14 protein-coding genes are annotated in these 12549 nt (G+C 35.6%); 9 read left to right on the top strand and 5 right to left on the bottom strand.

Features of this window, described 5'->3' with window-relative positions:
- The first annotated feature begins 98 nt into the window (after positions 1–98).
- The 5 genes from D0817_RS00915 to D0817_RS00900 all read left to right on the top strand — a co-directional run bounded on the left by D0817_RS00915 (position 99) and on the right by D0817_RS00900 (position 5075).
- Positions 99–1655 (top strand): ATP-binding protein, encoded by a 1557-nt coding sequence (locus D0817_RS00915; RefSeq protein WP_238160794.1) that lies wholly within the window; start codon positions 99–101, stop codon positions 1653–1655.
- A gap of 44 nt (positions 1656–1699) precedes the next feature.
- Positions 1700–2080, top strand: a complete 381-nt coding sequence (locus D0817_RS26170; protein ID WP_238160793.1) for a sensor histidine kinase — start codon at positions 1700–1702, stop codon at positions 2078–2080.
- Between the two features lie 416 nt (positions 2081–2496).
- Positions 2497–3228: a hypothetical protein gene (locus D0817_RS00910; protein ID WP_238160792.1), complete on the top strand. Its 732-nt coding sequence runs from the start codon at positions 2497–2499 to the stop codon at positions 3226–3228.
- Positions 3229–3276: 48 nt separating this feature from the next.
- Positions 3277–4146 (top strand): hypothetical protein, encoded by an 870-nt coding sequence (locus D0817_RS00905; RefSeq protein ID WP_127336507.1) that lies wholly within the window; start codon positions 3277–3279, stop codon positions 4144–4146.
- A 335-nt stretch (positions 4147–4481) separates the two neighbouring features.
- Positions 4482–5075 carry an outer membrane beta-barrel protein gene (locus D0817_RS00900; RefSeq protein WP_127336506.1) on the top strand — a complete coding sequence of 198 codons (594 nt, stop codon included), beginning with the start codon at positions 4482–4484 and terminating at the stop codon, positions 5073–5075.
- A gap of 207 nt (positions 5076–5282) precedes the next feature.
- On the opposite strand, the gene D0817_RS00895 is transcribed toward D0817_RS00900, so the two are convergent.
- Positions 5283–5909 carry a phage tail-like protein gene (locus tag D0817_RS00895; RefSeq protein ID WP_127336505.1) on the bottom strand — a complete coding sequence of 209 codons (627 nt, stop codon included), beginning with the start codon at positions 5907–5909 and terminating at the stop codon, positions 5283–5285.
- Positions 5910–6354: 445 nt separating this feature from the next.
- On the opposite strand from D0817_RS00895, the gene D0817_RS00890 reads away from it, so the two are divergent.
- Together D0817_RS00890 and D0817_RS00885 are read left to right on the top strand one after the other, a co-directional pair.
- Positions 6355–6792, top strand: a complete 438-nt coding sequence (locus tag D0817_RS00890; RefSeq protein ID WP_127336504.1) for a hypothetical protein — start codon at positions 6355–6357, stop codon at positions 6790–6792.
- A gap of 124 nt (positions 6793–6916) precedes the next feature.
- Positions 6917–7441, top strand: a complete 525-nt coding sequence (locus D0817_RS00885) for a PPC domain-containing DNA-binding protein (RefSeq protein ID WP_127336503.1) — start codon at positions 6917–6919, stop codon at positions 7439–7441.
- A gap of 60 nt (positions 7442–7501) precedes the next feature.
- On the opposite strand, the gene D0817_RS00880 is transcribed toward D0817_RS00885, so the two are convergent.
- Genes D0817_RS00880 through D0817_RS00870 form a run of 3 tightly spaced genes read right to left on the bottom strand, consistent with a single transcriptional unit; the run spans position 7502 to position 9441 of the window.
- Positions 7502–8122: a hypothetical protein gene (locus D0817_RS00880; RefSeq protein WP_127336502.1), complete on the bottom strand. Its 621-nt coding sequence runs from the start codon at positions 8120–8122 to the stop codon at positions 7502–7504.
- A 49-nt stretch (positions 8123–8171) separates the two neighbouring features.
- Entirely contained in the window at positions 8172–9176 is a 1005-nt protein-coding gene (locus D0817_RS00875; RefSeq protein WP_127336501.1) for an SDR family oxidoreductase, read from the bottom strand.
- 52 nt (positions 9177–9228) lie between these two features.
- Complete coding sequence (locus D0817_RS00870; protein WP_127336500.1) at positions 9229–9441, bottom strand: hypothetical protein; 213 nt, start codon at positions 9439–9441, stop codon at positions 9229–9231.
- A gap of 481 nt (positions 9442–9922) precedes the next feature.
- Between D0817_RS00870 and D0817_RS00865 the strand changes: the two genes are divergently transcribed.
- Entirely contained in the window at positions 9923–10699 is a 777-nt protein-coding gene (locus D0817_RS00865) for an acetolactate decarboxylase (RefSeq protein ID WP_127336499.1), read from the top strand.
- Positions 10700–10828: 129 nt separating this feature from the next.
- On the opposite strand, the gene D0817_RS00860 is transcribed toward D0817_RS00865, so the two are convergent.
- On the bottom strand, positions 10829–11500 hold the full coding sequence (locus tag D0817_RS00860) for a TetR/AcrR family transcriptional regulator (RefSeq protein WP_127336498.1): 672 nt from the start codon (positions 11498–11500) through the stop codon (positions 10829–10831).
- 142 nt (positions 11501–11642) lie between these two features.
- On the opposite strand from D0817_RS00860, the gene D0817_RS00855 reads away from it, so the two are divergent.
- Positions 11643–12536, top strand: a complete 894-nt coding sequence (locus tag D0817_RS00855; RefSeq protein WP_127336497.1) for a bestrophin family protein — start codon at positions 11643–11645, stop codon at positions 12534–12536.
- The last annotated feature ends 13 nt before the right edge of the window (positions 12537–12549 follow it).

Raw genomic sequence — 12549 nt, 5'->3', positions numbered from 1 at the left:
TTTTATAGTCTTTTTATTTCAAAATATTATATTTGATGTAAAATAATACTTAAACTTTGGTAACATCCTGTAGACTGATTTTTTTATTTCTGGGGATCATGTTTTTTTCATGCGAAAAAAAACAATTAGCTGATTCCGAAACCCATACGGTTATTTCTTTTGATCATAATCATTTAGAAGGCAGGAAAGAAGAACAGTATTTAGATTCCATACTTCATTTATTAAAAAATCAGAAAAATGATTCCATCATTAGAAATCTGTATTTTAAGATATCCACACAATACTATTACAATAATAACCTCGAAAAATCTTTAAGCACCAGTTTAATAGCACTAAAATTATCAAAACAGGTAAATGATAAAGAAGATATTACAAAAGCACTTTTTTATGTGGGCGATAGTTACGGCAATATAAAAAAGGACAGTGCCTATTTTTACTACGTGCAGGCAGAAAAACTGTATTACCAGTTATCGGATTATGATAATACGTCGCGGATGCTGTTTAATAAAGCCTATGTTTTATTTTATGATGGCAATTATATAGAATGTGAAGTCGAAATTTCCAGGGCACTGAAGTATCTGAAAGAATCTAAAGATCTGCGGTTAATTTATTCCTGTAATACATTAATGGGAAACTGTTTAGAGAAGCTGGCAAATTACGATAAGGCATTATGGTATCATCAATTGGCTCTGAAAAGTCTGGAAAAAATGAAACTTACGGACATTGCCAAAGAGGAGATCAATAATTATAACATAACTTCCATCATCAATATTTGTAACCTTTACGACCTGAAAGGAGAATATTCAAAGTCTATAAAAAAATTGCAAAGCCTGCTTTCAAAAGATTTCAGGGAAAAATCACCCAGATTGTATGCCAATGTCCTAAGTAATCTGGCCTATTCCAAAATGAAGAATAAACAATATCGCAATGTTTATTCAATGCTTTTCAAATCATTGGAAATTGTAGAAAAAAGCGGAGACCAACTGGACGTTTTATATAAAAAAATCCATATTGGGGAATATTTCCTAACGCAAAAAGATACTTTCAGGGCGATCAAAATTCTTAAAGAAGCCAATCAGCTGGCCATTCGGATTAAGAATAGCAATGAGATACTGACTTCCTTAAAACTTCTTTCCGGCTTAGATAAAAAACAAAGCCTGTATTATTCAAATGAATACATCAAATTGAGCGATAGTATAAATATTGTTCAAAAAAATGCGCATGAAAAATACGCCAGAATTGAATATGAAACTTCGAGAATAGAAGATGAAAATAAAATTTTGACCAGGAAAAACTTTAATATTTTAATTATTTCGTTTGTCCTGATTCTGGTGCTGGTTATCATTTTTGTTTTGCGATATTTTAAATACAAAAACAAGGAGCTCAAATTTTTAAAAATGCAGCAAAAAGCGAATGAAGAAATCTATGTATTATTGACAGAACAACATGAAAATATTAATGTTGCAAAAGATAATGAAAAGGCTAAAATTGCTAAGGAACTGCATGACGGAATCATGAATAAGATTTATGGTGTCCGTATGAATTTGGGTTTTTTCAATGCTAAAACAGATATCAGCATCATCGAAAAAAGAAGGAATATATTTTTGAACTTCAAAATATTGAAAGTGAGATTAGAAATATATCCCATGATTTAAGCCGGGGTTCCTTTTTAGACGGCAATGATTTTAATGTATTGTTAATGAGTTTAATTGAAAATCAAAAAGATATCAGTACTACCCGGTTTAAATATGTAAGCGATGAAAAGGTTGAATGGTCTGCGATTCAAAATATATATAAAATAAACCTATACCGGATTATCCAGGAAGCCATTTTAAATACTAATAAATATGCAAATGCACAAAATTGTGAAGTAATAATTCAGAAGAAAAGCAACAACCGATTAAAACTTTGTATTGCCGATGACGGGGAAGGGTTCGATGTTACTACTAAAAAGAGCGGTATTGGCTTAAACAATATGAAAGAAAGGGCAAACTTATTAAAAGGGCAATTTCATATTATATCAAAAATCGGGATCGGAACAAAAATAGAAGTTACATTTAATCTGGAGAAAATTACGTAATTAGATTAAATAAAACTTCAAATTTATTGAATGGTTTCATTTAATGGAGGATGAAAGTGGATACTTTATTCAATCCCAAAAAGTGTTTTTAAAAATGTATATCCTGCAGACCTCTTCTTGTGGGAATAATCTGTTAATAGTGTTGTAAGAAAAGCGTGTTGAAATACTATAGTCAGTATTTCAACACGCTTTTTTTGTTTTGATTATGATATAAAACCAGTTTTTTCCTGAGCAGTACCAGTTATATCACGGAATATCTTTTTGTTGAATTTCAAATAGTGGTTTCTCCCAAATGACCTTAATTTACAAGCTTTATTCAGCAAAAGCAGAAATCCGGCCAGTAGGTATAGTAACGGTTTTATGTAGCTGCTGTATCTGTTTTTTATCATTTATTAAAATTTTAAATCCGTAAAAAGATGAAATCATCTCTGTTTTTCATACTGTCAGCTTCATTATTTACCGTGCTAACCTGCGGGCAGGCAGGTAAACCCCGGAAAATTACGGGAAAGATTCTGATAGAAGGTTCTGATGTCAGGATAAATGCAGCTGTCACGATCTTAAATAGTGCTACACAGGCTACGTCCGCCACCGATGAAGATGGAGCTTTCTCCCTTTTTGCAAACGAAGGGGATTTATTGGTTTTTTCAGGCATAAATCTGGAACCCGTGCGTAGGATTGTAACCGAAGAAGATCTTAAAGGAAATGTTTTTTTGGTAAAGTTAGCTATAAGAAGTATTGAATTAGAGGAAGTTGCCATAAATAAACACCCGAATATAACCGCGGAAAGTATGGGAATTATTCCGTACGGTACGAAAAAATACACACCGGCGGAGCGGAAATTATACACAGCACAGTCTTCTGCCGGAGATGCACTCCTTAATATGTTTTCAGGAAGAACAAACATGTTAGAGAAAGAGTTAAAAATTGAAGAAAAAGAGCGTTTGTTTTCAAAAATAGAATACCTCTTTGACGATGATTACTATACAAAAAGGCTGAAAATTCCTAATGAATACATCAGGGAATTTAAAATCTACTGTATCGAAGATCCTCAGTTTGTAAAAACGTTAGAAACAAAAAACAGGAATGATAGTATGTTTTTAATCACAGACCTCGCACAAAAATACCTAAAGCTCATAGCAGGGCAGTAACACCCTTTTTCAGTTATAAAATAGTAAAAAAATAAACTCAGTATTACAATGGTAAGATTAGTAAACAAATTAAAACCACTGCTTGGTATCATCATTTTCTGCAACAGTATTTTTGTTGTTGCCCAAACTACAAAAAAGAATGACAGCATCTTTATGATGAATGGGGAAAAAAAAGAAGGAAGCATCCTTTCCATAAAAGACAAGACCATCAAATTCGTGTATACAGGCGAAACCCTTGAGTATGAATTGGAAAAAGCAGACATTAATAAAATTGTTTTTGCGTCAGGAAGAACAGAAATTATAAATTATTTCGGCAATTCCGAACCCGATACCAGACAATCCCGGCCTTCGGATCGTAAAGGGAAAATAGCGGTTCTTCCTTTTGAACTGATATCAAATGACCCAAGCCTGGATGTGTATTTATTAGGCGAACAGTTGCAGGCAGAAACGTATCTGTCCATAAAAAAATATACCAGTGGACTGGAAATGCAGGATCCCATAACAACAAACAACTTACTCGCGAAGTATAAACTTCCTTACGCCAATTTAAAAGCGATAAGCCCGAAGGAAATGGCAGAATTACTGGCTGTTGAAATTGTGGTCTACGGAACAGCGAATATAAGAAATTCAGGGGCCTCTACGTATCATGGAGGCTTTGTCAGCCAGAATGTGATGGAAACAAAGAAGAAAGACGGAAAGAAAGAAAAAACCAATGCATTTGGTACCGAGTACAGCTCAAACAGTACAACAACAGTCACCAATTTTGATACTAAAATCATTCTGAACTTTTTTAATGACAGGGGCGCAGATATATATGCCGTCTCCAGAAATTCTTTCGGAAGTGATGTGGATGCCTACCTCGCAACAATCAATTATCTGGTAAAACGCTGCCCGTTCGGATCTAAAGCCAAACGTTGAGTCCTTTTTCCTGAGCAATAGTAATCCGCAAATCTGTTCACTCAGCAAAAACTCACAGCTGGGACCCGAGACTGAGACTGAGACCGAGACTGAGACCTGAGACTGTGACCTGAAACCAAAGACTTCATCCTAAAAAAAATCAGTCGTTAACCACATTTTACCTTAATACGTCCAGTTGTTACACATATGGCCTAGTCGTTTAAACAGGATAAATTAATCCATGTTACAACTCTATTTTTGTACGAGTAAGTTTATTTCCAGATTAATGATGCATCATTTTAGTACTTATCAGGGAGTTTAACTTCAATATGTTTAATTTTTAAAATTTATAAGTTATGAAAAAAGTTATTGTTTTGTCAGTATTATTGTTGTGTGCAACTATAGCAAAAGCTCAGGATACAGAAAAAAACGAAATAAGAGTGGGGTATAGCGATGCAACTTTTATTCAGCTGGGGGATGGTTTTGCCGATGCGTTTAGCAACGCCATTGTTTCGGGTCTTAGTGGTGTTAAATACAAAGATGCCAAAAACAAAACGATAGGGATGTTTGAAGCAGGATATCGTTATAACATCAACGAGCGTCTGAAAATAGGAGGTGATTTAAGCTATCTGAAATCAGAAGATACCTTTAAGGCAAGCACCGCAAATGCTAAGAGTGTTACCCGGAATACTAATTACCTGATGGGGCTGGCAACAGTTGAATTTAGCTATATCAGAACTTCCCTCCTTAATTTTTATGGTTCCGGTGGTTTGGGTATTATTTCAGGATCTATAAAAGAAACCGGAGGTTCGTACTCCAGTAATGAAGTTGGATTCGCTTACCAAATCAATCCGGCTGGTTTGAGAGTAGGGAAAAAACTCGGCGCATTTGTAGAGCTGGGATACGGTTATAAAGGTATTGCAACAGCGGGAATTAATTATAGATTCTAATACCTGTACTATCGTTGGGTAAACTGATTATACTTATGATAAGAAATGAGGGGCTTTATGCTCCTCATTTTTTTATTTTATCAAATGCACTTAAAAGTTTTTAAAAATGCTGCTAAATCGTACGGTTCCTTTAGATTTTAAATGTAGTGGCAAGTTAAAACAAACTGCATTTCTATTACCAGTTTTTGTTTAAATCTGCCTTTTGTTTCATGAATATGCCGCAATTAAGGTTTTAAGGTTTAATACAGTTGAAATTCCTTTTTCGTCTACATAGGTAATCGTTCCGGCAGTAAGATTCTGAGAAATCCCCGTTACCGTTTCAAAGTTAGGAATGACAGCGGCCAGATTGAGCGTATTGGCTGTGCCTTTTTCATCAGTGTATGTCAGAATACCGCTTAGAGGGTCTAAAGAAAGAGAAGTCAGCGTTTCATTTTGTGAAATATTGGCAATCCAAACAGTTCCGTTATAAACATAGACCTTACCTGTATTTAATTCCACATAAATATCACCCAGTGAGCCGATTGAAGACGGAGCTCCGTTCCCCGTTTCGGGAGCCTTTAGTTTATTCCATTTGTTATTAAACCAGTAGTAGTAACCCGGAACGATATCAGTGCTAATTGCAGTATTAAACACCAGCAGACTGTTTAAATTTCCATTTGTTATGGTGGAATTGTCGGTTGTTCCTTTCAGTGAAACCCGCGGAATTAGTATTCCTTTGTCGGTAGCAACAACGTCGAGCTGAGACGAAGTATTAGGCAATACAGTGCCTATACCAAGCTGGCTAAAGGCAATAAAAGGGAACAGTAATATGGGGAGTAGTAATTTTTTTTTCATGGCTTTACTTTTTTAACTTAGGGAATAGTAGGTTGAAAACATTAAAGATGAATTCAGAAGCAATGAGGTATTTTTTGTTAGTGACCAAATATAAGAAAATAAATACTAAATGGAAAGTATATATTTTTCAATTCCCTGTATACTAGTTGTATATAATATTTGGTACTGATAATGGTTTCATGAAATCAGCCGGTTATTTAATAATAAGGCACACTTATGCATCAGAGGCATCAAAATAAAAAAATAGTTTAGAGTAAATCGAAATCTAATGTGAGAATTCTTACTGATAAGTATTCCTATAATAGTATAAATTAAATTCGAAATTCCCGTTAATTTAAAAAATGGGTATTTTATAATCTTACAGCGAAATAGTACAACTTTTCTGATTCTATTTTTCTTTAACTTGAACAGGTAAATTATGAATTAAAATTAAAAAAAGACGGCTATGAAAATACCTAAAGAAATACGCAACGGGTTTTATATATTTTTGGGAATCGCTGTATTCTTTTTATTAATGGAAGTTTTAGGGCTTTCCCATCTCTTTTATCTTCGGTTATTAAATGTACTTTTCATTTTTTATGGGGTAAACAGAACCTTAAAAATGAACCTCGCAGAAGGCAAAAACAGCTTTGTACCTAACGCAATATCTGCCACAATAACTTCCTTTTCCGGAGTTGTATTCAGTATCATAGCATTGCTTATTTACAGTCATGCAAAAGGCGGTGATGCGTATGTGAAATCATTATCGGAAGCTTTTATGTTCGGAGGTGATCCTTCCGTTTCTACCTATGTACTTTGTTTGTTTTTTGAAGGAACAGCATCCTGTGTTATTGTAACATTAATGTTAATGTTATACTGGAATAACAAATACAAAGCCGACTAAAGTACTTGAATCGGAAAACTATAAATTTTATTATAACTGATCTTCCTTGTTTTTACGGGAACCGGGAAGATTTTTATTGGGTACTTCATCAAAATTATTTCTGAACAATTATTAAACGGACCGCATGGATTTTACTAAAAAAATGATATTGGCAATACTATGTTGCTGTTCGGCAAATGTAATGCTGGCACAACAGAAAGAAAACAAGGCGAATTGTAAATATGTCAAAACAGACGGCGGCTATCTGATGGTACTGCGGGAAGGTGATGATGTCCTTGCTTCAATAGAGGATCTGGTCAAAGAAAAACAGATTCCGTCAGCAAATTTTACCGGAATTGGTTTTGCACAAGAGGTTACTTTTGGTTTCTATGATTTTAACGAAAAGAAATTTCATCCCAAAACGTTTTATAAAGTAGAGATGGGAAGCTTAACAGGTTCAATCGCCTGGAGTGAGGCAAAGCCCTCCCTTCATATTCACGGAGTGGCCACAGATGATAAATTTGCTGCGTACGGAGGTCATATCCTTGGCTTAAAAGTAGGAACCGGATCTATGGAAGTTTACATAACACTGAATACGGAGAAAATGGAGCGAAAAGTAGAATATCCCCTGGGAGCCAATGTTCTTCAGTTACCGCCTTGTGTGAAATAAAACAATGAAATAAAAAAAACCGTTAAACAATAAGTCTGACGGTTTTTTTTAGGTTAAAAGCTAAAATCTTTTAGGCTGAAAAGGATCCGGATCATTGATATTCGGATTCTGTTTTTCTATTTCCGGATCTGAATAGCGGATTTTATTTTCTGTCTCAAAATCTTTATTTTCGAAATCCGACTGTCCTTTTTCATTGATGCTGTCATCATTAAAAGCATCTCTTAGATTGGCGTTTTCCAGATCTTCATCTTCTACATCATCCAGATCGTCGATTTCAAAATCATCATCAGTTTCATAATCCAATGGGTCTTTGTTGTCATTGTTTGTACGATCACTGTTTACAGCATCGTTTTCCAGGCCTGTATCTTCGCCCGGTTCGTTTTTATTGGCAGTATGTTCATCCAGAGTTCTCCTGTTTGGATTATTGTCGGAATCACCGTTGTCCGCATCACGATAAAAATCGTTCTGCAGGCTATTGCCCTGATCGAAACGCTCGGGACTATCTTCATCTTGTGCGGATTGTACAGACGAACTATTATATTTTTCACCACTATCGTTATCTTTATTCTGATTGCGATTAAGAGGATCTGTTTTTCCTGTAGTATCTGAATTTACGCGCTGTCCTTCTGAGTAAAAATCACGATCTTCCGGATCGAAATTTTCGTTGGTTGTATTTGTCATAATCTTAAAATTTATAATGTTTCTTGAAGAGCAATAATTTTTTTGTATTTTAAGGATTGCCTTCCCCGCCGCTGGATCCATAAATTTGTCCTGTGGCGTAGCTGGCATCACTTGCGGCGAGCTGCACGTAAATAGATGCCAATTCAACCGGCTGTCCTGGTCTTCCCATGGGCGTTTGTGATCCAAATGCTTTAAGCTTTTCCATTGTAGCGCCTCCGCTTACCTGTAACGGCGTCCAGATAGGGCCCGGAGCCACACCATTTACCCTGATTCCTTTGGGAGCGAGCTGTTTGGCCAGTGATTTAATATAATTTGTTGTAGCCGCTTTGGTCTGGGCATAGTCATATAAATCTTCGGTAGGGGCATACGCCTGTACAGAACTGGTTCCTATTATAGAGGCACCGGGTTTCAGATAGGGAAGAGCCGCCTTGATAATCCAGAAAGGAGCATAAATATTGGTTTTCATGGTCCAGTCAAATTCCTCTGTTGAAATATCTAAAATAGAGGCATGTGTCTGCTGTCTGGCAGCATTATTAACTACAATATCAAGTCCGCCAAGTGCCTTTGCAGCCTGCTCGACCAATGATTTGCAGAATTCCTCATTACGTAAATCTCCCGGAATTGCGATTGCCTTGCGGCCTTCAGCTTTTATAAGTTCAATTACTTCTCTTGCATCTTCCTCTTCGGTCGGATAGTAATTTATAGCGACGTCAGCACCTTCCCTTGCATACGCTATGGCTGCAGCCCTGCCCATTCCGGAATCACCTCCGGTAATCAATGCTTTACGGCCTTTTAACCGGCCTGTGCCTTTATAGCTTTTCTCGCCATGATCCGGCCTCGGATCCATTTTACTCACAAGACCCGGCCAGGGTTGTGATTGTTCTTTAAAGGGCGGTCCCGTATATTTTGTGGAAGGATCTTCAGGCCCATTCGACATCGGGAATTCATCTATGACAAAACCATTGGCCATAATCGGATTAAATGCTGCTGTTGCAAATACCGCTCCCATACCGGTAAGGGCAGAGCGACGGGTTATTTTATTTTTGATCTCCATAATACTTAAATTTTGAATTCTTTAAAAATGTAATATGAGGGTACGTGTTTTTTTAGTACAAATAACTTCCCTGATCTTTTCTTTCAAGCGCAGTAAAGAATTCACTGTCCATATAATTGGATGTTTCCCCCCAGCATAAAAGCTGATCCTTTGTAGACTGATAGGCCTGCTCAATATGATTGCGTTCGTAAGCCTCCATATACATTGGAGAGTCTTGTGATATTTTTACCTGTTGCTCGTTGTTTGCGTAATTAGCTGTTTTCATGTTGCAATGTTTTAAGGTTTATATTTTTAGAAACACTTTGATTTTGGTTTCTGCGTATTCATTTATCTGATTGGAAGTTTTGTAAGGCACCAGTTTTTTTCTTAGCTTTTAATTTTATAATAAAAGATTGGTTAAAAAAATGTGCCGCGCTATAACTCAAATCAAATTTAGAAAGACAGCATTTTAAATTTTTACACAATTTCAGCCAATAGTTATTTAATTTTCAGTCTGTTGCAGGTACTAGAGCGCTAATACTAATTGTTGAATTATTGTTGCAGTCATTTCTTATTTCCACATATTACTTCAATGTGGCAGGATATTCCCTTATTCGACACACAGTTTAATACCCATACAGAATTCCCCGGGTTTCCTATATCTTCGATTTCCATTTTTATTGAAGACGGGAAACGTTTCTTAAAAAAGGAAAAAAACTGTATTTAAACATTGGTACAAAAAAGAAGCAATCATAAAAAAAGGTAAAATGAGAACAACACACACAGTACTAACCCTGCTCGTTACTATAGCAGGTTTTTTATCCGGACACGGACAAGTTCAGAAAGAGGGATTAATTTTCCATTATTCAGTAATGGATGCTTTGCGAAATGGTGTTTACAAAGGAGATATTACGGTAAAAACACTTAAAAGCAAAGGAAATTTTGGTATAGGTACTTATAATTTCCTTGATGGTGAAATGATCGTTTTGGACGGAATATTTTATCGGGTACCCTCTACCGGAAAGGTGACAAAAGCAGAAATGGAAAGAGAAGTTCCATTTACCTGCTTAGCGGTATTCAGTTCAGACCAGGAATATGAAATTAACGGTATTGAGACTATTGAGGCACTTCAAGAGGAAGTACAAAAGCGACTTCCTTCTTCCAATAAACCGTATGCCCTGCGTATTGAATGCGCTTTTGATTCGATTGTAGTAGGTGGTGCCGAAAAAGTGCAGGAAAAGGATACTACTGGTTTGGCTGAATTGATGAAAACAAGGCCTTTGTACAAAAAAGGGCATATTTCAGGAACGATGGTAGGATTCTACACGCCGCCTTCTTTTTCGGCAATTGATTTATCCCCTTTTCATTTTCATTTTATTTCCGCTGATAAAACATTTGGAGGACATTTTATTTCGGGAGTTTTATCTGCTGCAAAAATAAAAATCAGCATTGACGAAAAATCAGGCTACGAGATTGTTCTGCCGCAACAAAATAAAACTTTTGATAAACCCTGGCCGCAACAGAACGCTAAGAGTTCGTACTAGATAAGTAAGATGAAGTGCTATTATTTTTAAAACAACGAATATTTATGTATAAAGATACTTCCAGTTCCAGCTTTGAAGACGAAGTGACAAGATGCTGTATTTGAAATTATAGCAACATCACTTCAATAACTAATCTAAAATTTTAAACAAAAAATCTTCAATAAACTGATTGGTAAACTCTGAGTTGTTCTTTGAGGAGACATCGGTTAGTTTGGGTAAATTAACACTAAAAAACTGTTGGTGATGGGAAGTCTCAATCAGCGTCGTACTTAGGGAACGGGGATATTTATATTTTGAATTGTAGGCAGATATGACTTCGGCTATTTTTCCACACAAATCCTTATAGGGCTTAAAAACCTCATTTTTGTTGATTTCCGTTACTTCCTTCACCAGGTACACTTTACTGCTTTCTGCAATAACAATCTGATTCAGCAATTTTTTATTATAATCAAATTGGCTGGTACTTTCTGCAAATTCGTGTGTCAGTAAATGCACAATTATTTTTAGTCTTTCTTTTTTGTCCACTACGTTTTCAAGTTTAAACGTCACTAAAAATTCCATATAACACCAATACCAATTCAAAATGTAAAGCAACAGCCGGTGCTTATTTTCAAAATAACGGTAAATGGTTGCTTCGGTACTGTTTATTTCCAGGGCCAGTTTCTTAAAAGTAAATTGTTCAAAACCTAAGGCATAAATAAGGTCTATGGATTTTTTGACCATTAATTTACCTACTTCGCTGCTTTCAGGATTTCGCAGGAATATCTTTTCGTTTATATCAAATTTTACTTGAAATTCCATATAGATAACTGTTTCAGCAAATGTAATAAAGATTTATTGTTTGATAGTAATACTATTATTAAAATTTATTTATAATAGTATTACTATCATTAGAAATAGTTTTAGTAATTTTACATTCTATTCGAATTGAAATTAAAAGCAGATGTTAATCAATACTAAAATTCCGGTTTCTTATCTTTTCAATAAAGTGAAGTATGAAGTTATCTTCGTATTAATTATTGCGGTATTAGTGCATTATATCACCACGCAGTTTGAAAATCTCATTCCCGAAATGCCGATTACCATACCGGCCTTTATCGGAACAGCCATTTCTGTGCTGCTTTCTTTCAAACTCAATCAGTCTTATGACCGTTGGTGGGAAGCCCGAAAAATCTGGGGCAGTATCGTAAATGACAGCCGTAGTTTTGTACTGCAGCTGCAATCCTTTGTAGCCGGAGAAAATAAGAACGAAATCAGGGAAATAGCTTTCAGGCATATTGCATGGTGTTATAGTCTGGGGCAAAGTTTACGTGACCTTAGTCCTGTTGAGAATCTGGAGCCCTTTATTTCTAAAGAAGATATGGGGGAAATAGAAAAACAAAGCAACAAGCCATTGGCCCTGTTACAGCTGAATACCCTTCAGATACTGGCCTTAAAAGAAAAAAAGGCAATGAGTATTTTTTCACAAATTCAGTTAAACAATACGTTGGTTAATTTTTCGAATGCTATGGGAATGGCAGAGCGTATTAAAGGCACCATTTTCCCCATTACCTATCGTATTTTTTTGCATATCTTCATCTACATTTTTATCGTTACGCTCTCGATTGCACTGCGGGATATCGAAAGTTATTTCGAAATTCCATTGTTACTGACCATTTCAACAATGTTTTTTCTTCTGGAAAAATCGGCAACACATATGCAGGATCCTTTTAGAAACCGTCCAACAGATACTCCTGTAACCGCAATTGCAAGAACTATTGAAATAAATATCAAACAGTTATTAAAAGAAACAGAAGTTCCAAAACCACTTCAGCCGGAAAATTTTTATTTATCATAAACTTTTAAAATCA

This window comes from Flavobacterium cupreum, from assembly GCF_003996965.1.
Taxonomy (GTDB): Bacteria; Bacteroidota; Bacteroidia; order Flavobacteriales; family Flavobacteriaceae; genus Flavobacterium; species Flavobacterium cupreum.
Note: the sequence above shows the minus strand (reverse complement) of the source record. Positions and strands in the feature narration are given on the sequence as shown.

Coding starts and splice junctions, on each gene's coding strand:
- D0817_RS00915 (WP_238160794.1), top strand. CDS start 99: ATGTTTTTTTCATGCGAAAAAAAACAATTAGCTGATTCCGAAACCCAT.
- D0817_RS26170 (WP_238160793.1), top strand. CDS start 1,700: ATGAGTTTAATTGAAAATCAAAAAGATATCAGTACTACCCGGTTTAAA.
- D0817_RS00910 (WP_238160792.1), top strand. CDS start 2,497: ATGAAATCATCTCTGTTTTTCATACTGTCAGCTTCATTATTTACCGTG.
- D0817_RS00905 (WP_127336507.1), top strand. CDS start 3,277: ATGGTAAGATTAGTAAACAAATTAAAACCACTGCTTGGTATCATCATT.
- D0817_RS00900 (WP_127336506.1), top strand. CDS start 4,482: ATGAAAAAAGTTATTGTTTTGTCAGTATTATTGTTGTGTGCAACTATA.
- D0817_RS00895 (WP_127336505.1), bottom strand. CDS start 5,909: ATGAAAAAAAAATTACTACTCCCCATATTACTGTTCCCTTTTATTGCC.
- D0817_RS00890 (WP_127336504.1), top strand. CDS start 6,355: ATGAAAATACCTAAAGAAATACGCAACGGGTTTTATATATTTTTGGGA.
- D0817_RS00885 (WP_127336503.1), top strand. CDS start 6,917: ATGGATTTTACTAAAAAAATGATATTGGCAATACTATGTTGCTGTTCG.
- D0817_RS00880 (WP_127336502.1), bottom strand. CDS start 8,122: ATGACAAATACAACCAACGAAAATTTCGATCCGGAAGATCGTGATTTT.
- D0817_RS00875 (WP_127336501.1), bottom strand. CDS start 9,176: ATGGAGATCAAAAATAAAATAACCCGTCGCTCTGCCCTTACCGGTATG.
- D0817_RS00870 (WP_127336500.1), bottom strand. CDS start 9,441: ATGAAAACAGCTAATTACGCAAACAACGAGCAACAGGTAAAAATATCA.
- D0817_RS00865 (WP_127336499.1), top strand. CDS start 9,923: ATGAGAACAACACACACAGTACTAACCCTGCTCGTTACTATAGCAGGT.
- D0817_RS00860 (WP_127336498.1), bottom strand. CDS start 11,500: ATGGAATTTCAAGTAAAATTTGATATAAACGAAAAGATATTCCTGCGA.
- D0817_RS00855 (WP_127336497.1), top strand. CDS start 11,643: ATGTTAATCAATACTAAAATTCCGGTTTCTTATCTTTTCAATAAAGTG.